The organism is Methylolobus aquaticus, assembly GCF_054172105.1.
Map to the genome: position 1 here is coordinate 89,593 of NZ_JBSYXP010000005.1, position 22,445 is coordinate 112,037.

Annotated in this window: 12 protein-coding genes; 7 read left to right on the forward strand and 5 right to left on the reverse strand. The window is 60.9% G+C overall.

Features of this window, described 5'->3' with window-relative positions; genetic code table 11:
• Positions 1-134: 134 nt before the first annotated feature.
• Both ACW73L_RS08125 and ACW73L_RS08130 read right to left on the reverse strand, forming a co-directional pair.
• Complete coding sequence (locus ACW73L_RS08125) at positions 135-5,726, reverse strand: PAS domain S-box protein (protein ID WP_498921226.1); 5,592 nt, start codon at positions 5,724-5,726, stop codon at positions 135-137.
• Positions 5,727-6,379: 653 nt separating this feature from the next.
• On the reverse strand, positions 6,380-7,570 hold the full coding sequence (locus ACW73L_RS08130; protein ID WP_498921227.1) for a hypothetical protein: 1,191 nt from the start codon (positions 7,568-7,570) through the stop codon (positions 6,380-6,382).
• Between the two features lie 327 nt (positions 7,571-7,897).
• Here ACW73L_RS08130 and ACW73L_RS08135 point away from each other — a divergent pair, with 327 nt between their 5' ends.
• The 4 genes from ACW73L_RS08135 to fdhE all read left to right on the forward strand — a co-directional run bounded on the left by ACW73L_RS08135 (position 7,898) and on the right by fdhE (position 11,901).
• A complete protein-coding gene (locus tag ACW73L_RS08135; protein ID WP_498921228.1) occupies positions 7,898-8,143 on the forward strand; it encodes a hypothetical protein in 246 nt (81 codons plus the stop codon).
• Between the two features lie 118 nt (positions 8,144-8,261).
• Positions 8,262-8,957, forward strand: coding sequence for a hypothetical protein (locus ACW73L_RS08140; protein WP_498921229.1), 696 nt, complete (start codon positions 8,262-8,264; stop codon positions 8,955-8,957).
• Positions 8,958-9,200: 243 nt separating this feature from the next.
• On the forward strand, positions 9,201-10,910 hold the full coding sequence (locus tag ACW73L_RS08145) for an ABC transporter ATP-binding protein/permease (protein ID WP_498921230.1): 1,710 nt from the start codon (positions 9,201-9,203) through the stop codon (positions 10,908-10,910).
• Positions 10,911-11,013: 103 nt separating this feature from the next.
• Positions 11,014-11,901, forward strand: coding sequence for a formate dehydrogenase accessory protein FdhE (fdhE, locus tag ACW73L_RS08150; protein ID WP_498921231.1), 888 nt, complete (start codon positions 11,014-11,016; stop codon positions 11,899-11,901).
• 264 nt (positions 11,902-12,165) lie between these two features.
• Here the strand turns inward: fdhE and ACW73L_RS08155 are convergent, their stop codons facing one another.
• The 3 genes from ACW73L_RS08155 to ACW73L_RS08165 all read right to left on the reverse strand — a co-directional run bounded on the left by ACW73L_RS08155 (position 12,166) and on the right by ACW73L_RS08165 (position 16,595).
• Positions 12,166-12,921, reverse strand: coding sequence for an ABC transporter ATP-binding protein (locus tag ACW73L_RS08155; protein ID WP_498921232.1), 756 nt, complete (start codon positions 12,919-12,921; stop codon positions 12,166-12,168).
• A gap of 4 nt (positions 12,922-12,925) precedes the next feature.
• Positions 12,926-13,714: an ABC transporter permease gene (locus ACW73L_RS08160; RefSeq protein WP_498921233.1), complete on the reverse strand. Its 789-nt coding sequence runs from the start codon at positions 13,712-13,714 to the stop codon at positions 12,926-12,928.
• An 853-nt stretch (positions 13,715-14,567) separates the two neighbouring features.
• On the reverse strand, positions 14,568-16,595 hold the full coding sequence (locus tag ACW73L_RS08165; protein ID WP_498921234.1) for a methyltransferase domain-containing protein: 2,028 nt from the start codon (positions 16,593-16,595) through the stop codon (positions 14,568-14,570).
• A 413-nt stretch (positions 16,596-17,008) separates the two neighbouring features.
• Between ACW73L_RS08165 and ACW73L_RS08170 the strand changes: the two genes are divergently transcribed.
• From ACW73L_RS08170 to ACW73L_RS08180, 3 genes are all read left to right on the forward strand, one after another.
• Complete coding sequence (locus ACW73L_RS08170) at positions 17,009-17,968, forward strand: transposase (protein ID WP_498921235.1); 960 nt, start codon at positions 17,009-17,011, stop codon at positions 17,966-17,968.
• A complete protein-coding gene (locus ACW73L_RS08175; protein WP_498921236.1) occupies positions 17,965-18,771 on the forward strand; it encodes a class I SAM-dependent methyltransferase in 807 nt (268 codons plus the stop codon). The genes ACW73L_RS08170 and ACW73L_RS08175 overlap by 4 nt, the downstream gene beginning before the upstream one ends.
• 569 nt (positions 18,772-19,340) lie before the next feature.
• Complete coding sequence (locus ACW73L_RS08180) at positions 19,341-22,094, forward strand: glycosyltransferase (protein ID WP_498921237.1); 2,754 nt, start codon at positions 19,341-19,343, stop codon at positions 22,092-22,094.
• Positions 22,095-22,445 lie beyond the last annotated feature (351 nt).

A 22,445-nucleotide genomic window follows, 5' to 3' on the forward strand; every position in this document is an offset into this window, starting at 1 on the left:
CAAGCCCGGTCTGGCTCGCCCCACCCGAGCCGGACCGGCAGCACTCCGGCTCAGGTCAGCGGACGGGCAATCCGCCGCTCCGGGATCCGCAACGGGATCAGGCTCACTGCCGGCTGGTTTTACGATCTACGGCTTCACGACAGCCGGGCGATCAAATCCGCGGCCAGTGCACTGTATACGGCGGCCACGCTGTCCATCAGCGGCAACAAACTGGGCAGCGCCTCGCCCTCCTTGATCGACGTTTCAAGCGCTGCCGCTAGCGGCTGCAGCGCCGTGGCACCCAGCACGGCCGCGTTCCCCTTGATCGTGTGCGCCATGCGCCGCGCGTCCTGGAACTCGCCGGCTGCAAGGGCTGCGCGCAAGGCGGCGATGTCAGCGTCGCAACGTTCCGCGAACAGTTTCAGCACGCGCACATAGACCTCTATCTGATCGCCGAGGTATTCCAGCCCCTGTCTCGCGTCCAGACCCTCGATGTTCGAGAGCACATCAAGCCGGTCTGCTCCGGCAGGGACGGTCGCCGGCTCCTCGGGGGCAGGCCGAGGGTGCCACGACGCCGCGGCGGCCGGCGCGCCTCTGTCGGCCTCTCCGCCGAGAGGCAGCCAGCGCAGGAGGGCACCGAAAAGGGCCGCCGGCTCGATCGGCTTTGCCAGATGCTCGTTCAGGCCCGCCTGTTGCGAGGCGGTACGATCTTCGGCGAACGCGTTCGCCGTCAGCGCCAGGATCGGCACCTTGTCACGGCCGGGCATCTGCCGGATCATCGCCGCGGCCGTCAGTCCGTCCATGACCGGCATCTGGATATCCATCAGAATCAGATCGTAATCGTACTCGGCGACCCGCTCGACAGCCGCGCGGCCGTCCTCGGCCACATCCACGCTCAAACCGCAATCGCTCAACAAATCGAGGACGACCTCGCGATTCAGCGCGTTATCCTCGACCAGCAGCAAATGCGCACCGGCATGACGCGCACGCACCGCGGCCGGCGTGGCGGGAGTTTGCAGAGCGGGGTCGACCCGGCCGGCAGCAGGATCGCTCCCACGCAACAGTTTCGCGGTGAACCAGAACAGACTGCCTTGTCCCGGAACGCTCTCCACGCCGATCTCCCCGCCCATCAGATGCACGAGACGCCGGCTGATCGCCAATCCAAGCCCGGTGCCGCCATAGCGACGGGTTACCTCTCCGTCAGCCTGCTCGAAGGCCGAAAACAGCCGTTGCATGGCCTCCGGCGCAATCCCGATGCCCGTGTCCTGGACTTCGAAGCGCACCAGAAGATGTTCGTCATCCTCAGCCATCAGCCGCGCACGCAGCGCAATCTGGCCCGCTTCGGTGAACTTGACCGAGTTGCTGACGAAGTTGACCAGGATCTGACGCAGACGCAGCGGATCCCCCATCAATGTGCAGTCCAGCCGCGGGTCGGTCTCGACTCTCCACACCAGACCCTTCTGGGCAGCCGAGTCGTGGAACAGCGCTTCGACGGCCTCGAACAGCCCAGCCACCTCAAAGACGGTTGCGTCGAGTTGCAGCTTGCCCGACTCGATCTTCGAGATGTCGAGAATGTCGTTGAGGATGGACAGCAAATGCTGGGCCGCATCGCCGATCTTGCGCAGGCGCTGCGTCTGCTCGGGATCGACGCTCCGCTCGGCGAGCAGATGTGTCAGGCCGAGTATCGCGTTCATCGGCGTCCGGATCTCGTGGCTCATGTTCGCGAGAAAGGTGCTTTTGGCGCGGTTCGCCGCCTCGGCCTGATCACGTGCGTCGGCGAGCGCGGCCTCGAGGCAGCGGCGCTCGGTGACGTCGCGCAGGCCGCAGTAGAGCAGCTCGCGTCCCTGCAACCTCAGCGACGTCAGTGACACCTCGATGAAGACATCGGCACCGTCGCGTCTGAGCCATTGCCAGTCGAAGCGGCAGGGCACGCCCCGCAGCGCGGCACCGAGCAACTCCGCGGCATACTCGTCGCTGCGCCGACCGTTCGGCTGGAATTCCGGCGAGAAATCGACCGGTGAATGTCCGATGACGTCCTCGCGCCCGCTGGCGCCGAGAACGGCCACAGTGGCATCGTTACACTCGACGAACCGCCCTTCGTGAATCAGCATGACCGGGTCGAGGGCCCCTTCGAACAGAAGGCGGAAGGTTTGTTCGCGCTCCTTCAGCGCCACCTCCACCCGCTTGCGCTCGGTGATGTCGCGGCAGATCGTTGCCAGGACTTCGACGTTGCCACTGCCGTCGGAGGCTTTTTCCGCGATGATCAACTGCGACACGGGGATGGGCGAGCCGTCGCGGTGCCGGACCACGTTGTCCTCGAACCACACCCCGTGCTCGATGGCCGCGGGCAAGCCCACCTCGGCCACCCGTCGGAAGGTCTCGGCGTCGTGGTAATCGGAAATGTGCGTGGCATCCAGCGGCTCATCGTCCGGAATGCCCAGCATCCGCCGACCGGCCCGGTTCATGTACGTGAGTCGGCCCGCGGTGTCAGCGGTCGCGATCAGATCGCCGCTGGCCTCGACGACCGCAATAAGGCGGGACCGCTCGGCTTCGGCATGCTTGCTCTCGTCGATGTCGGTATGGGTGCCGATCATACGGAGCGGCCGGCCATCGGTGCTCCATTCAACGACCTTGCCGCAATCCAAGATCCAACGGTAGGTGCCATCCTTGCAGCGCAAGCGAAATTCCGGCGCATAGCGCGCTGCACGGCCCGCGAAGTAATCCGCCAGCGTAGCGAACACGCGCTCGGCGTCGGCGGGATGAATACGGATTCTCCACTCGTCAACATGGCTGCGCCATTCGCCCGGCTCATAGCCGAGCATGGTCAGCACGCGCGGCGAGTACAGCACCTCATCGCTCGCCACGTTCCAGTCCCAGACTCCCATGTCGTGGGCTTCGAGCGCGACCAGCCAGCGCTGCTCCTTCCGCTCGAGTTCTTGCTCCGCCTCCTTCTCCGCAGTGATGTCGCGATTGACCCCGACCAGACGCAAGGCGCGACCGTCCGCATCGCGCACGACGCGCGAGAAGGCCTCGATATGGCGTATCGCCCCGTCGGGATGCACCACCTTAAAGTTGGTCCGGAATTCGCCCAGTCCATCGACGGCTTCCTGAATCTCCCGCTCGGCCCGAATCTTATCGTCCGGGTGCAGCGCGCGCGACCAGGCTTGGTACGCTGAGTTGAACTCATCGGATCTGGTCCCGTAGAGTTCAAACATGCGCTGATCCCAGATCAGTTCATCCTCCGGGATCCGCCATTCCCACACACCGATCTCCGCCGCATCGGTTGCCAGTTGCAGGCGCTCTGCCGTGACGGAGAGTTGTTTCTGCGCTTCCAGGAGTTCCGCCGTACGTGCGGCGACCGCAGCTTCGAGGTCCTCCCGGTAGCGAAGCTCCAACTCCTCGACCCGCTTGCGGTCGCTGATGTCCTTCGCGACACCGTTATGGATCGAGTCGCCGTTCGGACAGATGTTCACATGGGCATCGAGGCGCAGCCAGCGGAAAGCGCCATCAACAAGGACGCGCCCCTCCCACCAGTTGTGCTCGTCGCGGCGGGCAATCGCTGCTTGCAGGCTGGGCCAGTCGTCGGGGTGAACGATATCGAAAGCGGCCTGCAGGTCTCGCATCAGCGCCGCGGCGTCCATGCCGAGCAGCTCGGCGAAGCGGTCGCTGACATAGTCCATGCCCATCGTGCCGTCAGGGCGTATCCGGAACGTATACACCCCAACCGGAATGCGCCCGACCAACTCGTCGTAGCGCTCCATGCTGTCGCGCAGAGATGCCGTAGCCCGCTGCTCGTCTGTCACGTTCCAATTGACGCCAACGGTCCGAGCCACCGCCCCGGACGCATCGCGCTGCAAAAACGCAAACGAACGGATGTATCGGACGTCGCCGTCCGGCCGGCAGATACGAAAGGCGGTGTCGTAGGCAGTTTCGCCCTTCAAGGCGCGAGTCCACAGATCGGCCTGGGCATCCCGGTCCTCCGGCGCCAGGGCGGAGACCCAGTCGGCCACCGTGACGGCAGTGCCGGGCGGCAGGCCATACAAGCGCAACATAGTCTCGTCCCAGTAAACGCAGTCGGTCGCGCAGTCGTACTCCCAGACACCGATGCCGGCCCCCTGTATCGCCGCATCGAGCCGTTCCCGAACTCGCTCCATAGCGGCAGAGGCAGCGCGCCGCTCGGTCAGGTCAACGACGGACGCAATAACATGCCTGGTCCCGGCTACGACGACCGGCGCGAGGCTGACATCGACCGGGATCTCATGCCCCGCGGCGTGCTTCCCGGTCAATTCGCGTCCCAACCCCAGCCGACGCGGCAGCGCGTTGGCCATATAGCCGGCACGCAGGCCCGGGTGGGCCTCGCGTACCCGAGCGGGCACGAGTTCCTCGATAGAACGGCCGGTCAGCCCATCGTGGTCGTAGCCGAAGGTCTGTTCGGCGGACGCATTCGCCTGCTCGATCACGCCGGCTTCCGAGACCAACAACATGGCGACCGGCGACGCCGCAAAGATGAGCTTGGCCCGCGCCTCGCTCTCACGCAGCGCCTCCTCGGCGCGCCGCCGGGCCGTGATGTCCGTCAGCAGGCAATGCGTGCGGATGAACCGACCGGCAGCGTCGCGCTGAACCCGCCCTTCGAGGATCACGTCGACGGCGCTGCCGTCCTTGCACGTCAAGCGTAATTCCACCGAGGTCGCCGACTCACGCTTGAGGCTGGCGAATTGGTCCGGGAATTCTGGGCGCGCCGTGTCGTCCCAGACCTCGTCGAAGCCGCGTCCTATCAACTCGCTTCGCGCGTAGCCAAGCAACTGGCAGAGCTGTTCGTTGACGTCGATGAAGCGCCCATGGATATCCAGCGACTGGTAAGCCATCGGCGAGTTCTCGACCAAGCTGCGGAAGCGCTCCTCGCTGTCGCGCAGCCGCAGTTCCAGCTCCTTGCGCTCGGTGATCGGCAGCAGAATACCGATTTCGCGGAGCGGCCGGCCCGATTCGTCCCGCACAGTCCTGCCCTTGTCGAGCATCCAGACCCATTGCCCATCCTTGGTGCGTACCCGGTACTCGCAGTCGAAGCCGTCGCGGCGTCCGGCGTCGCAGTCGGCGAGTTGCGCTTCGATGGCAGGCCGGTCGTCGGGATGGACCAGATTCAGCCAACCGCGATCGGCAAAAGCGGGTTCGTCGTGCACATAACCCAAGGTGGCGAGCAAGCGCGGGTCGATACGGGATCTGCCGGCGCGACGGTCGGCATCGTAGTAGCCGCAGCCCGAGCCATCGAGGGCCAATTCGAGTCGGTCCCGGGCCAGCCTCGACTCGCTGTCGGCGTGCTCACCGGTCGGGGCAGGGCGTACGACACCGACAAGCCCGATGGATCGACCGGAGGCATCGCGCAGCGCGGTCCTGGTGATCTCGAAATGAGCCGGGGCAGTCCCGGCCCCATAGCGCAGCCATTCGTCGTGACGTTGCGGCTCGTCCGTTTCCATGGCTTCGAGATCCTGGGCCTCGAAGCGGGCCGCGAATTCGGACTCTAAAAGGTCCCGATCCGTCTTGCCTCGGATGGCCGCATCCGACAGACCGCACAGCCGTTCGAACGCGGGGTTGCAGCCCATGTAAACACCCTGACAATCCTTCAGCCAGACCGGGTCCGGGATGCCCTGCATGAAACTGCGGAGGACGGCGCGCTCGGCCACTTCGATGCAACTCTCCAAGTTCGCTTGCGCTCCACCGCCGGGCTGGTGGCCGCCTGTTGATTGGCTCATCAGGATCTGTCCTTCGTGGGACGGGGTCGCAGCGTTGCGGTGGTGGGCTAGGAAGGGCGCACGGAAACAGCCATCATTGGAACTATTTCCAAGGTGTAGCCTAGCGCAAGGACCGCGCCCTACGCCAGAATGATTCATTACCGCGTTAGGACATTCGTCTCCACAGAATTTCACCATGGGGATCTCAATCTGGCTTCGGAAAGCTCCTCGACCGAATCGGCAGCTACCCGACGTGGTTAGCGTATTGAGGGAAAGTCAATGACTCAGCGGAACTTTGCAGAGATGGGGAGCCGACTCCTCGATCGCGCCGGTCCGGCGGTTTTGTGGTTCGCCCTGACGGCAACGCCGGGATTTGGCTTTCAAGGCTTGCAGCCACTGCGCGACGCGGTGGGCAGTAAAACGAGCGCCACGTTGGAACGAACCGCCCAGACACTTCCCCCGAAAACCTCGGCGCCCACTAAACGCGGGACGCCGCGGTCGAGATCGCCCGGTTTCTGGTATTCGCCGCAAATCGTCGAAGATCGGCGCGCGCCGGTTCAGGGCGCACCCATCCGCCCCGTGCCCATCCCGCCGATGTTCCCGACGCCTGCCTCGCCCGGCCTGCCGTCGGCTGTGCAGCCGCCAAACCCCGGCGGGAGACCTTAGGGTGCTCGCTATTTTGCGATCGTGATGCTGGGCACGCCGGAGTTTGGGACTTCGCTGACGGCCATCTGAAACAGCTGATGAAGAATGCGGAAGACATCGCGGTTCCAGGGATACTCCTTGTCCTTGGCGAGCGAGTAGTAATGGTCATTGAACTCGACGACCATGTCTGCATCGTCGGGCGCGCTTTCGCCTTCGACCACATCCAGCGTTTTCTCCGGATTTTCTGACACCTCCGGCGTCCGCGGATCGCGTTCGACGAAGTACTCTGGATCCTGATCGATCGAGCGACCGATGAAGTCCAGGATTGCGATGAAGCTCCGGAAGCGGAACCACCCGCGAAATGGGTACTCCCCACCCGGATATCCCTCCCGGATGTCGACCATGATGTCGTTGGCTTGACCCTCCTGGGCCTGGGCGTTCAGCTTGATCTTCTCATCGTCGATCAGTTCCTCTGGATCGTAGTTGGTGATCACGAGCGCGCCTGGCACGCGCTTGGTCAGGTAGTACAACCGGGTCTGGGGGTCGAGTTCGATCGCCACGTCATCCTTGGCCAGCGATTGCATCGCATCCAGCGTCATGGTCTCGGCTGGAAGAATCCAGGAACGCCTCAGCATGACCGATTCGATATGCAGATCGCTGCTGTCCTGGATCGCCGACAGGTGCATCGCGATCCGGCGGAACGTCGGATAACCCACCTGCTCCGAAGGCTTGTTGTGGCAGATGAAGTCCGGACCTTGCGTGGACAGGCGGAATTCCTCGGAGAGCACGCGAAACAGCAGATCTACGGGGTAGTTCTGCCGTAGCAACAGGATGACCTTGCTGGTCGGAAAGGGCGTCAGCAGACGCCGGGTGAATTCCTCGCCCTGCAGCGGCACGACACTGATGGTCGGGTTCTCCGACACGCTGCCACCGAAGATCGGCGCCAGCAAGGCACCGCTGCTGCCGGTGAACGCGGGCGTGCCGCCTGCCGTGAACTGAAAGTTGTAGGTCGCTGCGATATTCGCGACCCCCGTGAAGTGCGCCGGCAGCGAATGTCGCGACCGCGCGATGTTAAGCAGAAGCTGCTTCGCCAAAATGTCGGCGTTGGCCTGGTCGTAGCCAAGGACCGCGCGATCGAGCGTCATCGGCGACATGCACCCGCTCACGTTGGCCGCCAGCGCCAGCGCAGAGAAGCGGACAACGAACCAATGAGCTGCCACGTATAGCCTGTTTGAAGCGGCTTTGACCAACCGGGGGCAGACCTCCACAGGGTCATGCAGAGCCAGGACGGGCCCCTCACAACGTCACAGCAGACGACAGAAGCACCGCGCGGCGTCGGTGTCGAGGCCGATCACCCTTAACTTGCACCCTTAACGCTGAGTTGCAGCAGTCTAGCCATCCGGTATGACAGGGCGGTTACCGCCAAGGACACCGACCCGCCGAGGCAGGAAGCGGAATCCGCAGATGGATGGCACGGGCAGTCTTTTTTTAAGAATCATTCTCACTTATGATGTCTTCGGCCTTCACTCGTTACCGGAGATATCGCCATGCAGACTCCAAGTCCCACCTGTCGAATCGAGATTCTCGCCCGCACCGAGCATTGTTCAGTCGGCTACTGCCGCCGTTGCAACGTCTTTCATGTCGACCTGGGCACCGTCAGCTTGAAGCTTCATACGCTGCAGGTGCATGCTCTCGGCGGCAGCCTGAATCAGGCCCTGCAAGTCTTCAAGCGCACCATTCTCGAAGGGGAGGGACCCGGTTTTCGCCGCGAACTCGAAGAATCGGTTCATTGACGGCCCTTGGCCGTGCATACTTCCCAGGTCGTAACCGCTGCCGCGGCGCCGCGCACCTGAACCCGCGCCGCGAGGGCAGCAGCCGGCATCTTTCCCCTCGGCAATAGGAGTAGCCAACATGTTGTCACGGCCCCTGCTTCTCGGCGCGCTGGCCTTATCGGGATGCGCTCCGCTCCCTATCGCGGACTTGTCCCAGGTCAGCGATGCCGCGGGCAGCCAGCCATTGGTCGGTCAGCCAGCCCATACCCCGCTGGGTGGCCTCATGTACACCGAGTACAGCTACTGGCATCGTTCCGGGGCGCGCATCCTTGACGCCAATCGTCAGCCCTTCGGGCTCGGCGGGCTGTTCATCGGTAAGGGCGAAGTGGTCTTTCCTGCCCGACTCGGCAAAACCGAGGTCTACTGCTCGGACAAGAAGATCTATTCGGACCCGATCGCGGGATTCGTCTCGAAGGCCTGCTTCGCGGACACCGGTGGCGATGGTGTGTTCGACTCGGTCCAGGTCGCGCCGGAACAATCGACATGGGTCGAACGTGCACTGTCGACACCGCTCCGCTATTCGAAGATGGACATTCCGGTACCGCACCGCGGCTCGTTCAGGTACGAACTCGCCTACGACGGGTATGCGGATCACACGCTGCACCTCTCATACCGCGAGTATCGCGGCAAATCGCTGGACCGGCCGTCGTACACCCAGCAGGCCAAATATGACATCGGGACCTTCCCGACGTCGGTCGTCTTCCGCAATGTCAAGATCGATGTCACGCAGGCCAACAACCAGGAGATCATCTACACGGTCCGCAGCGGGTTCTGACCGGGACCATCCCGGCGCCGACACGGACGATGCCCGAACTCTGCCCTCTGCGTCCGGCAGGTCAGCCGGTCGCCGACACACGCCGCATGACCTTCATCCGGCACCCTGGAGGCCTCAGGGACTGACGCAAAGACCTCGACAAGCGCCCCTTACCCACTTATCTTCGCTGACGGCCTGATCCTTACTCCCGCGGTGAGGATCAGGTCCATCGGGAGCCTGACAAGAACTCGGCAGGGGCGTCGCATGCTGCATATTCCGATCAACGAACAGGGTTGGGGCCTGTTCGTCCAGCTCATCCGGAACCTAACCCGGTCGGACGTCGGCGGCAAAGCCGTTGCCCTGTTCGTCACGTTGACCATGTTGCTGTTCGCGACGAACGGCCTCAACGTACTGAACAGCTACGTCGGCCGTGACTTCATGACGGCCATCGCCAACCGGGAGACGACGACCTACCTGCGTGAAGCCGCCATCTACCTGGGCGTGTTCGCCGCATCGACCGTAGTCGCGGTACTGATCCGCTACGCGGAGGAGAGCCTTGGAATACTGTGGCGTCAGTGGATGACGCGGCGTTTCGTCGAACTCTACCTGCAATATCCGACCTATTACCGGATGAACGACGCCGTGATCCGGAACAGCGGCATGGAACACCCGGACCAGCGCATCGCCGATGACGTCCGGACGTTCACGACGACAACCCTGTCGTTCGCGCTGATGCTGATGAACGGGTTGTTCACGATCGTCGCGTTCTCCGGGGTGCTTTGGCGCATCAGCCCGACGCTGTTCATGGTCGCCGTCGGCTACGCCGTGATCGGGTCGCTGCTGACGGTCTGGCTGGGCGGCGCATTGATCGATCTCAACCATGCGCAACTGGACAAGGAGGCGACGTTCCGCTCCGGACTGCTGCACATCAGCGAGCGCGCGGAGTCCGTGGCGCTGCTGCACCGGGAAAAGCCCTTGCTCCGCAGGTTGCTGATGCGGCTCGACGACCTGGCCGGAAACTTTCGCAAGATCGTCAAGGTGAACCGCAATCTCGGCTTTTTCACGACGGCCTACAACTATCTGGTACAGGTGCTGCCCATTCTGCTGGTGGCCCCCTTGTACATGCGCGGTGAAGTCGACTTCGGCGTCGTCACGCAGTCGGTAATGGCCTTTACCACCCTGGTTGCCGCCTTTTCACTGATCATCACGCAGTTTCAGTCGATCTCATCGTTCGCGGCCGTAGTCCAGAGGTTGATCAACCTCTGGTATGCGATCGAGCTGGCGCAAACCGAAACCGTCTCCGGCATCGACTGGACCGAGAGCGACGACCGCGTCGCCTTCGAGAACCTGACCCTGCGTTCCACGACCGACGGACACACCCTGGTCCGGGAGCTCTCCGCCTCGATCCCGCAGGGCAAGCGCACCCTGATCACGGCGATCGACGACGCGGCCAAGGACGCGATATTCAAGGCCACGGCGGGCATTCTCGACATCGGACGGGGCAGGGTGTTCAGGCCCCGCCTGAGCCGCGTGTTGTTCCTGCCCGAACGGGCCTACCTGCCGCCCGGCACGTTGCGTGAGGCGCTGGTATCGGCCGGGGAGCCCGGCAGCGTCGACGACGAAACCCTTATCGCGACGCTGCGCTCGCTCGGGATCGAGTCAGTGCTCGCCCGGACTGGCGGACTCGACAAGGAGCAGGAGTGGGAAACGCTGCTGACCTTCAACGAGCAGTACATGCTGTCCTTCGCGCGAATTCTGATTGCATCGCCCCCATTTACGGTGATCAATCTGCCGAGCGCCGATCTGAACCCGGAGCGAATACGCCTGATGCTGGCGCAACTGTCCGCGGCAGGAATCTCGTACCTCGTGATCGGCCGTCCCGGTCAACAGAACATCGAGGAGCAGCAACGCAGCTACGATGCCGTGCTGGAGATCGAACTGGATGGCGGCTGGGCGTGGCAGAGCGCGGCATGATGGGCACCCGTATCTCCTCCGCGATGCCCCGCATGGGCGGATTCCCAACCTCGGCGGGCCCCCGCCGGCATGCTTCCAGCCGGCCACCGGCAGGACGGGCGCCGTGGCACTGAACACTGCGTGCAGCGAAGGCACCGGATACGCCCGAGTCCTGCAGCCCGACGTGGCGACGGTATTCAGCGCGCGGGCGGACCGTCTGCGGGCACTGGCCTCGACCGAAGCCAGTTTGTCCCCGTTCCTCGCGCTGCTGGCAAAGATTGTCGACGCACAGCAAAGCGTCTGCTCGACACTGGCGCGCAGCGCATTACTGCCGATCCTGAGGGCAGGGCCTGTGCCGCTCGGCGCGGATACCCCTCTTCCCGACATCTGGCTGACGGCGCTGCGCGCGCTGCTGAATGCGCTGCAAGTGCCGGATGAGCCCATCGGGGCCTGTATTGCACGCCTCGGACAACAGCCGCCGGAAGTGCTACAGGACTTCGCCGTTGCGCTGCTTTCAGGCAATCCGAACCAACTGGACCGCGGCGACGCAGCGCTGTTGGCCGCGGCACTGCAGGTGGTCTGGACCGCCGCAGCCGCGCAACTGGACCCCGTCGCTCTGGACCCCGATCAGAGCCCCCGGGGCTGTCCAGCGTGTGGTTCGGCGCCCGTCAGCAGCGTGCTGCTGGCCGGTGGCAACACGCAAGGACTGCGCTACCTGTGCTGCTCGCTTTGCTCAACGCAGTGGAACCTGCCCCGGATCCGCTGCGTCTGGTGTGGGGCAAGCGGCCGCATCGGCTACTACCACATCCAAGATGCCGACGCGGGCGTGCGGGCCGAAGCCTGCGACGACTGCAAGACCTATACGAAAATCCTGGATCAAGAAAAGCACCCCGGGCTCGAGTCCTTCGCCGATGACATGGCGACGCTTGGCCTGGACGTGATGATGGCGGAGGCAGGCTACGCGCGGTTTGGGCTGAACCCGTTTCTGTTGCCGGGGGCTGAGCGAGAGTAACCATTCACCCTGCTGCCTTGCTGGGTAGTGGGAGCGGGCCGGGAGGGCAAGACCGTCTGCGGGAGGGAACCCGCAGCCGAGCCTCCAGGGACGGATTCACGGCGTGTCTCGGCCTCCCCGACCGCTCCCGCGAGGGGGGCGCGAACGGTTACTTGGCGAGAGGCCGGAGCGCTGGCACGTGAACTGGCAACGCTGGACAGGAGAAAAGGACATCGCGTCGCCGGAACCGGATCACACGGACCCTCGGCAAGATGCCGGAGCGGGTCAGTCCGCCGCGCCGCGAGCGTTGTAAAGTGCGAAGACCTCGTCCGGTGTGCCGGAAGCCAGCAACCGGCCGCCTTCGAGCAGGAACGCGCGATTGCAAAGCCTTCGGATGATGTCCTCGGAGTGCGACGCCAGAACCAGGATGCCGGACTGACGCACCAGGCCCTCCAGCCGTTCCTGAGCCTTGTCCAGAAACCGGGCGTCGCCGGCGCCGATCCATTCGTCCATCAAAAGGATCTCCGGCACGAAGCTGGTCGAGACCGCGAACGCCAGTCGCAGCAACATACCGCTGGAGTAGGCGCGAACCGGCATATCCAGATACTCCCCGAGTTCCGTGAACCGGGCGATGTCTTCCGTCTTTTCCCGCAGTTCCTCCCGGGAGAGCCCCATCAGCAAGCCCCTCAGAAAGATGTTTTCATAGCCGGTCGCCTCCATGTCCATGCCCAGGGACGGATCAAAGAGCGCTGCGGACCGGCCTTGTAACTGGACCTTGCCCTGGCCCGGCTCGAAAATCCCGGACAGGACGCGCAACAGGGTCGATTTCCCGGCACCGTTCGGCCCCACCAGGCCGACACGCTCCCCGTGCGAAATCGTGAAGGACAGATCCCTGAGCGCCTTCACGACAACGGTGTCGTTCGACTCGCGCGCCACGCGCCCGCCGCTGCCTATGCGCACGATCGCCTTCTTCAGGGAGCGACTGCCCGCGCCGAACAGCGGAAAATCCAGCGAAACGTTCTGTACGGTGATGTGCGCCACTGAACTACACCCAGAATGCGATGCGGCGGCGAAGCCGGGCAAACATGAAGAAGGCCACCAGGGAACCCAGCAGTGCGCAACCCAGGGTCACCGCCCAGGTCTGGAGTGAAATCCCGTTGCCCAGCATGGGGCCCCGGATCAACTCGACGAAGTGGAAGAAGGGGTTTTCCTGCACGAACACTGGGCGGCTGGTCAACAGCTCGGGCTTCCAGAGGATCGGGGTCATGAAGAAGACGACCTGCACCAGGCTGGACACCACTTGCGGGATGTCTCGGAAGCGCGCGCAGAGCGCGCCCAGCACCAGACCAAACCAGAATCCCGTGTAGAGGATGATCGCCAACCCGGGCAGCAGCCAAAGGAGCTGCCACGTCGGCACAACCTTGAAAATCAGGGCGACGACCACGAACACCAGCGCATTGTGGAAGAATATGATCAGATTGCGCCAGCACAGTCGAAACAGATAAAGCGACACAGGCAATCGCAGCTGGCGAATGTAGCCCGTAGCGCCGATGAATGCCGTACAACTGTCGATAACGAGCGTCGAAATCAGATTCCACGCGACAAAGCCGACCGTCAGAAACGGCAGATAGTCATCGAGCGGCGTCCTGAAGAGATCGCCGTAGACGTACCCTAGCGCACCGACCATGACACCCATGCTCAGGGTCAGCCACAACGGACCGAGGATTGAACGGCGGTAACGCTGCCGGACGTCCTGCCATCCCAACATGCCCCAGATGGGCCAGGCCCTTAAGCCGTCGGCAAGGTCTGCGAAGGCAAGACGAAGTTGGTTCATGGATCGAATGGTCGATTGGGAGGTCCGAGTTACAGCGGCCGTTGCCTAGCTGACAAAAGCGGGGCGCTCATTAAAGTATTCCGGCAACGAAGCGCCAGCAGCGATTGCCGCTGAAACCGAAACAGCAGCAGGCGACCGGGAGTTCCCCCGTTCGTCGCGCAACCCGACAAAGGCCGCTGCGACCACTGGCGCTTATCGGGCCGACAACGCTTTACAGCTTGTGCGAGACCAGCCTGACCTCGCCCTCTCGGTCTGAAAGTGTCATCGGCGCGATTCAGACACGGATAGCTCAGGCCAAGCCGCCCGAATTCGCCATCTGACAGCAGGCACGCATTTTGTCCGAACGCCCGTCGAGGCGCAACTCAACCTGTGCTCAGCGGCGACTACAGACGGCCTATTGTGAATGAAGGTAAGTGCTCCAAAGGTCCCAGGCTGTCCGCTGCGGTTAAAGTCGTGACCGCAGACTGGGGGCGCCCCGCGCACGGCTGGAAGACCGCCATGAATCAGTTTGCGATACTCAACGAAGAACGCTTCATCCGGTGATCACAAGACCTTTCCCTGAACCCCTCACACACAGAATTTGTGACACTCCCTTCCTAACAGATTGCTCAGGCAATCATGAGGTGATGGCGGGGTAGGTCAGACCGTGACTGGCAAACCCCGCTTCTCTAAGAGATCCTCGAGATCGCTAAGTCGAGCAGGAATCAGTGACCGATTCAATCAGGGCCCGCAGTCAATCAGCCGCAGATCAAGGCAGGATGTATGACAGCAATATTTGCCGTCATCGACGGAACGCTTGGCAAACCGGGGCGACCAGGTTTGCGAGGATTGCCCCCTGTCTAGCAGTTGATCGTTATTGCGGTTTACGGGCCTCGATACGGCCCATTCCGACGCGTGACTGAGGCAGCCATTGGGCATGCTCAACAACAAACTCTTTAAAACCGGCTTCTGCCAACTCTTGCAGCATGCTGTCGAGGGTGCCGTGGAGCACCGGGTCCTCCACCTCACGGCCCTCGGAGTAACACCACAAGTTCCGCGTGAAGGGCACAGTGTCTACAGTCAAGACGATCGAGCCGCCCGGTTTCAATTGATGAAAGGCTTTGCTGATCCATGCGAGTCGAGTGTCTCGTGTAAGATGCTCTATGACGCTGACGCTGACAACGGCGTCCACCAACTCGCCATGGAGTTCCAGATCCTGGTACGCAATATTCACAGAACGAATTCGCGGATCCAGGTCCGCGTAATCAAGGAATCCCCATTCGTTCCAGGACTCGGGGGATGTGTCGTTCCGCCGAGTCGGATGTGGGTCGGCTGTAATGACGGAGTGCCCACGATCAGCAAGCAAGAAGGGCAGCACACTAACTCCGGCGCCAGCCTCGATGATCCGTAGATCCCGACGACCGGCAAGCCGTTGTATGATCCACGGATACTCGATGCAGCGCGGCAGATGATTGGGAAAGAAGCCGAGCTTTGCGCGGGAGACGCACAAGGCTTCAAGCAGCAGGAGCGGATCGTCCACCAATGGGGCGGCGCGGCGCAGAGTCGCATCCGTGATGTCCCGGGCTGCCCGGGCCGAATGCGCCGGCAGCGCAACACAAGCCAACAGTCCACGATACGCGCCGACCGGAATGGGCATGAATCCTTCGTTCGAAAGTGATTCGGACAAAGCCTCGTGGAAATAAGTCATTGGACCCGTCGCGACGGGTTGGTCGTCGAAGCCGGAAAGCAATACCGGCTTGCCCTGGGCCAGTAGGTGCCGAATCGCCGCCCGATATTCCCGTTGGCTCGACAGATGAATGAGTAAGTCGAAGCAGATAAGCAGGTCCGCGCTCGTCTGGAGCGGCGCGTCGGTGATGTCGTGTTGTACCCAGGTCGCGTGCGGGTTAGCCTGGAGATAAAGGGGCCGGGCTGCAACCGCCAGGTCGGTTGCATGGACCCCGATGGTAGAAGGCAACTCGGACACCGTTTGCCCGTCGCCACCGCCTATGTCGAGAACAGTGCGTGCCCGCAGGAGCTCAACAACCTTAGCGAGCAGGCGGCGCTTGACAGCAAGTGTCGCCCCGCGGGAGCCGACCCCTGAGCCGAGCCGCGGGTTTGACAAGTATCTCGCATTCCAAAAGGCGCTGTTGTCGAAGTGCTCCCGTCTCCAGTTTTCCAAGCGGCGATTCACTTCATTGATAGCAGTGTTGACTTTGGGTAGGTCTGGCACTGGACGCAAGAAAAACTGATCATCCAGGGCTTGGTGATAATGCAGGATCGCTGGGTCGCAGTCGAGCGCAGGTGGCTGGCGCACATGGGTCGGCACATTGTAGCGCCGCTCGAGATCGGCAAACGGTGTCCGGAGAGCGGTAATTGCCATGGCAAAGGCAATCTGGTCAATATGCATCCATTGATCGTTGAACACGGCGCGACGCTTCAGGCACCAAGCGGCCCACTTGCGCCATTCGGACGCGAGGGGCGCGAAGACATCTCGAGATATCAGATAGACCCCGCCGTTCACGTTGCCGCGAACGGTTTTCCCACCGTCGACATCGGCGACGGCTGGTATCAGCGGGAGCCCTGCTTCAGCGAAGAGTCGCTCGACGATAGCGATGCCTGGGCGTTCGAAGTCCACGGGCTTGCCCATGGCGCAGCCGGTCGCCAGTGGCGGTTCTTCCAGGACAATGACGTCGCAGTCGAGCAGCACAACGTCATCGAAAACGCGCTCAGCCAGGCAGGGCAGTTGCTGAAGCTTGTTGCAGTAAGGGTGATCCGGGTATGCATCTACCGGCACGATGTCGACGTTCAAGTCCGACAAGCGGGCAAGAATCCCTGGGTCGGCCGCAGCATTCACGACATGCAGAACGATCTGCCGCGGCGAGACCCCCGCAAGCTCGGTCAAGGACCACACCAGGTACCGGGCCTGGAGTGGGAATGGGCCGATGGCGTCGACAACCGCGGAGTAAAGACGTATGGACATCGGAAAAGGCTATCACCCCGGGAGGCGTGTTACCAGCGCAAGCTGGCTGCCACCCTTCCAAACTCAAGGCGCTCAGAGCTACGATGTTTCGGCATCGAACCCCTCCGGAGCTCTTGATTAAGTCGTTATCGCAAAATAGCTTTCTCAGAGCCCCTGCCTCAAGGGACCCGATCCCTGTAAGCTTTCGGGGCTAAGCTGTGTGGCCGCGGGCCCTTATGGACACCTCGAGAAACCTACGTCATGAGAGAATCGCATCGTCGATAGACAGCCGAGCGAGCCGACGATCAAAGAGATGCTGTTTGCCGCGAAGGAGGGCGGGTTCGAAAATCAATCCGTTGGGGGATTTTCTGCGAGTGCTGAATGGGCAGTTTCATTTCGCTACGCTGGCGGCGGCGATCGACCAGACCCTCCCGCGTCCTGGTCGGGAACGCGATGAACGTCCGCCGTTTCCGACCGACATTATGGTGCGTGGGCTCTTGCTGCAGCGACTGTACAATCTCAAAGGTGAGCAGATGGAATTCCAACTGCTCAATCGGTTGTGTCTCCAATACTTCTCTAGGTTGCGGCACAGCACTCAGATTCCGGATAGCACAACGCGACGGGCGTTCCGGAAGCGCCTGATCACCGCGGGCGCGACGGACACCCTGTTTGACGCAGCCAATCGAGAGCTGGCGAAGCACGGCTACCCTGCACGGGGTGGGCAGATCATGGATGTCAGTCTGATCCCGGTTCCGCGGCAACGGATCGGTAACGACGAAGCCGAGGTTCTCCAACAACAGGCCACGCCCAGTGAGTGTGCGCCTGCGACACGACGGAAGAAGAACACCGCGGCCCTCTGCACCGAAAAGCGCGCCAAGGCAAGCCATTATTTGGAATGCCAAAACTCCGTAACACCCGCATCACCCAGAGCCGGGGTGCGCATGGAGCACTTGTTTGCCGCCTTGGAACAACTGGACGGCGAGGGGCTCGCCCTGTATCGGCTTGGCTCCCACCACGCCACTGCTCCACTGGAAAAATGCGACCTATCACCTAACTCGGTTGTGCAGACTGAAAACCTTGGGCCTGGTCACCGTATTTCGCACGAGAAGCGCCTGAAATCCGCGAAAACGGTGATTTCGGGCTTCAAATGGAACCACTCCACGGAAAAAAGCCGGAGATACTGGGCTGTCAAGCACCTGCAGCGTGTCTCCTGGCCGCGCCATCGGCTCTTGCAAGGTTTTTGGAGATGTCTTACTGCGTTGTTAATGCTTGCAGCGTGCCTAATCGAACAAACCTGCGTGGAGCGATTAAGATGACTCAAAAGAGCGAGAACGGCGGAGCGACGTTCGACGACAATAATGATGGTAGAGGGCCGTCCCCTGAACCTTTTCTCTCGACCAAAGGCTACTGTGTCACCTGCGATTCCAATGTCACGTTCGAGTCTTTCAACCCTTGGCTCCGAGACCATTTTCTCTGCTCCAACTGCCGCAGCATTCCAAGGGAACGAGCGCTCATGCTGGCCATCGAGCGATTCTTCCCGAGTTGGCATGAGTTCCGCATCCACGAATCCTCTCCCTGCGGCAGAGGGGCAAGTGTCAAGCTAGGGAAGGAATGCCGCGAATACATCGGAAGCCATTTTTTTCCTGACGTCCCACTTGGCGAGACACATGCATCGGGGTGGCGCTGCGAGAATCTCGAAGCTCTGTCCTTCCCCGATGAGTCGTTCGACATGGTCGTGACCCAAGACGTCATGGAACACATTTTCGATCCGGCTAAGGCCTTCGCAGAGATTGCTCGGACCCTGAAGCCAGGGGGATCCCACGTTTTTACCGTCCCTATCGTGCGCAAAGACAAGGCAAGTCAAGTACGAGCCTTGCGACACCCGAACGGTAATGTGGAGCATTTGCTCCCCGAGAACTATCATGGGAATCCGATCGATGCCAACGGATCCCTTGTTACAATCGATTGGGGATACGACATTGTGCCGTTCATCGAAGCGCATAGCGGACTGCGCACGACAATTATCTACTTTGACGACCTCGCGCACGGAATACGAGCGGAACTCATTGAAGTATTGATCAGCCGAAAGCTGCGGGCCGTCTCCAAGTTGACAGTATGATAAATGGCTTTAGTCTACTCTTGGCTACTGAGGATTCGCAGTGGCTTGAGTTTAAATTTCGGCGTCGGCGTGAAGGTTGACTTGGCTAGAGTAGACCGGACACACAACCGCAAATGAGACCATAGAGATAAAGTGACGATGTGTGTCGAGATGAACGAGAGAAAGCAATCAAAGAGATCTGGCTAGGCTTAGCCAGGCACAAAATCAGGCGACTTTTCGGTACTATTAATCGAACTCGGCGGGAGTTCCATAGCCAAGCGTCGAATGCTTCCGCTGCCGGTCGAATAATACATAGATGTACTAGAAGACTTTCTGCTGGGCCTGCTCCCGCGTCTCAAAACGGCGATAATGGGGTCAGTTCTGTTGGCGGGCGTGGAAGAATCTCTCGACCATGGCATTGAAGCTCCTATATCACGTGATCATGGTAGCGTCCCGCGAATCACCGTGGCTCTTGACATTCCACAACAGAGCCGGACAAAGAGCGTTCCGTCTTTCATCCCGTGCGATACGATGAGCGATCCACTCCCAAGCCAATGCACCAAAGAGTCCACGCTAGCCAGATTTGCCGAATGAAGCCACATTCACCCACCGACATGTACGACGTTACCATAGACACCGATTGTGTTTGTGAGCCGTCTCCAGTGCTCGACGGCATAAGGGATTCGGTTCCACCTGATTTGGAGCAGATCGTCAACAACCTCACAGCGCAGCTGGCGGATCTCAGACGTACTAACGCCGCCCGTGACAGCCACATCGCCTCCCTCAATCGAACTATTCTGGAGCGTAACGAACAGATCGCTGACCTAATGCGGGCCCTTACCGAGCGTGATGCGAACCTCGCGGAGCTATACGCCTCGACCTCTTGGCGGCTGATGGCACCCGTTCGGTTCCTAAAACTCGGACTGCCGGAAGTGCGGCTTAAAGTTGGCAAATGGGTCCGGGCCCAACTCGCGGCGCCGTCAACACATACATCCGCCAAGCTTGCCATCATAAAGACCCGCGCCTTGGCGTTGCTCCACCCGATTATCAGAACCGTCGCAACCGGCCGAGCACGGTCGGAGTCGGACCAACCGCCACGACACACTTCCTTTCTGGCCGCCGAGTCGTCGAAATTCAGCGGGACGATTTCAGAGCCCAGGGCAGTCAACGCCGCAATCAATGAGATTGATTCTAGCCAGGCGGTCGATCCCGCGGATTCCAGAACAGGAACAGTCTATCCCGATGGATCGGGCGTCGGCCCCCTCCACTTTCGAGCCCCGGTGGACTCTCCGTATCCGCGGAGTCCGGAAGTAACCGTCATCGTCCCAAATTTCAACCATGCACCTTTCCTGGAGCAGCGGCTCGACAGCATCTATGGGCAAACGTACCGCAACTTCACCGTCATCCTCCTGGACGATTGCTCCACCGATAACAGCTGGACGATCCTTCAGGATTTCACCCGCCGCCACCATGAAATCACCCAGTTGCACGCCAACGCTGCCAACAGCGGGAACGTCTTCGCACAATGGAAGAAGGGTCTAACGCTTGCGCGCGGCGACCTGATCTGGATTGCCGAGAGCGACGACTTTTGTGACGAAGATTTCCTGTCCCGCCTAGTTCCTTTCTTCAGTGATGAGGCAGTACAACTGGCTTACTGTCGAAACATCTTCGTGAATGTCGAAGGCCGACCGCTGACATTCAGCTTTGAGACTTACCTTGCCGAAATCGACGAACATAGATGGTCGCACAGTTATGTTCAAACGGCTCACAGAGAAGTGATCGAGTCGCTTGGGATCAAGAATTCAATTCCGAACGTCAGTAGCGTCGTGTTTCGTAAGCCAACCCATATGCCTTTGTTGGAAAACGATGATTGGGCCAAAATGAGGTTGTGCGGGGACTGGATCTTCTATTTAAACCTAATCCGCGGCGGGAAGTTGGCCTTTACTCCGGAAACCAATAGCTACTATCGGTTCCATACGCAGAACACTTCAGTCAGTACGCAAACCTCCGATGCCTACTATCGAGAACACGAACGTGTCGCTATCGAAGTCGCCAAGCTCTATAACACACCCAGCGATGTTTTGAACAGACATCGACAGATTATCGAGCGATTCTGGCAAACGAATTGCCCTGAAGGTACCTCGACCACACCCACATTTGAGCAACTTTACAGCCCTGAAAAGCCAAGCGGCGCGACTCTTTCGCGTAAGCCCAACATCCTTATGGTTGGCTTCTCGCTGTGTGCCGGCGGCGGTGAAATCTTTCCCGTACGCCTCGCTGCGGCGCTCAAGGAACGCGGGTACGCCGTTACGTTTTTTGATTTCCATGGCGCCGAACCCAATCCGCTCGTGCGCAGGATGCTGCCTCCAGAGATTCCCCTGGTGGACCGTTCACGGCTTTCCTGCAGCCTTGATGAGCTTATCGATGATTTCGGTATTGAAATCATTCACAGCCACCACACGTTTGTCGACCATTTTCTCGCTGAGAACATCCAACGACGGCACCAGAACGTGCGGCATGTGGTCACAATGCATGGCCTTTACGAGACTGATAACCCCGACTATATTGATGCCAAGCTCCCGACGATCATGCGGAGCGTTGACGAATGGATATACATTGCTGAGAAGAACTTGCAGCCTTTTAAGCAAAGAGGTTTCTTTCAGGCAGAGCGATTTACCAAGATTGGCAATGGGATCAAACCGCCAAAAATTTCCCCTGTATCCCGAGATTTCCTCGGAGTGCCGATTGGTGCGTTTGTACTCTGCCTCGCCAGTCGCGGGACGGCCGAGAAGGGTTGGCGTGAAGCGATAATGATGGTGAAGGAAGCACGCACCCTGGTTGATCGTGACATACATCTGGTAGTTCTCGGTGATGGCGTGATCTACGATGAGCTGAAATCCGAAACACTCCCTCATTATGTACATCTTTTGGGGTTCGTCGAAAACCCGATCGACTATTTCGCTGCCTCGAATCTTGGTTTTCTCCCGTCACGATTTAAGGGTGAGAGTTTTCCGCTGTCGGTAATTGAGTGCCTGTTGGCCGGAGCGCCAGTGCTCGCCAGCGATATTGGCGAAATTAGAGATATGCTGACGCATCCACAAGGCGGCGTCGCGGGAGGCCTTTTTTCACTCTTCGATTGGACGTTGCCGATTCACGAAGGCGCGTCGATGATCGCTCGTTTCGCCGCCGATAGCCAATTTTATAATGAAGCTCGGCAAATGGTTCCGAAGGTTGCGGCGCGGTTCGACATTGCGAAAGTGGTTGATCAATACGAAGCCATCTATACGAGAGCGTCCAGCAGGAACCCGAGCCATGTCGCGGACTTGCCGTTGTCGACTCCGTGAAATGGCCTGCGCGCGCCTGTCGCTGGGACTGTCGGTATCTGTTGCTTATGAAACGGGATCCCTGACATTGCCGCACGAACAGCTTTACGATGGTTACCGCCGGCTGAATTTTGGGAAAATTTTCGCGAGCGCTTCGCGCTGTGCCTAGCCGGGTCGCGTGGTCTCCCCTGGGCCTCAGCCAAGACGTCAGTCCGGGGGCAATCGACTTAGAAGATCATCCCTTCCCGCCCCTCTGGGGCATGTGGTCACCGTTCCAGGGATCAGCTAGTTTCCGGTGAGGACTCCACAGGAAAACCACGCGACCCGGACTGCCCGCAAGTTGTGACTGCCCCCGCCCGCAGGAAAGGCGCA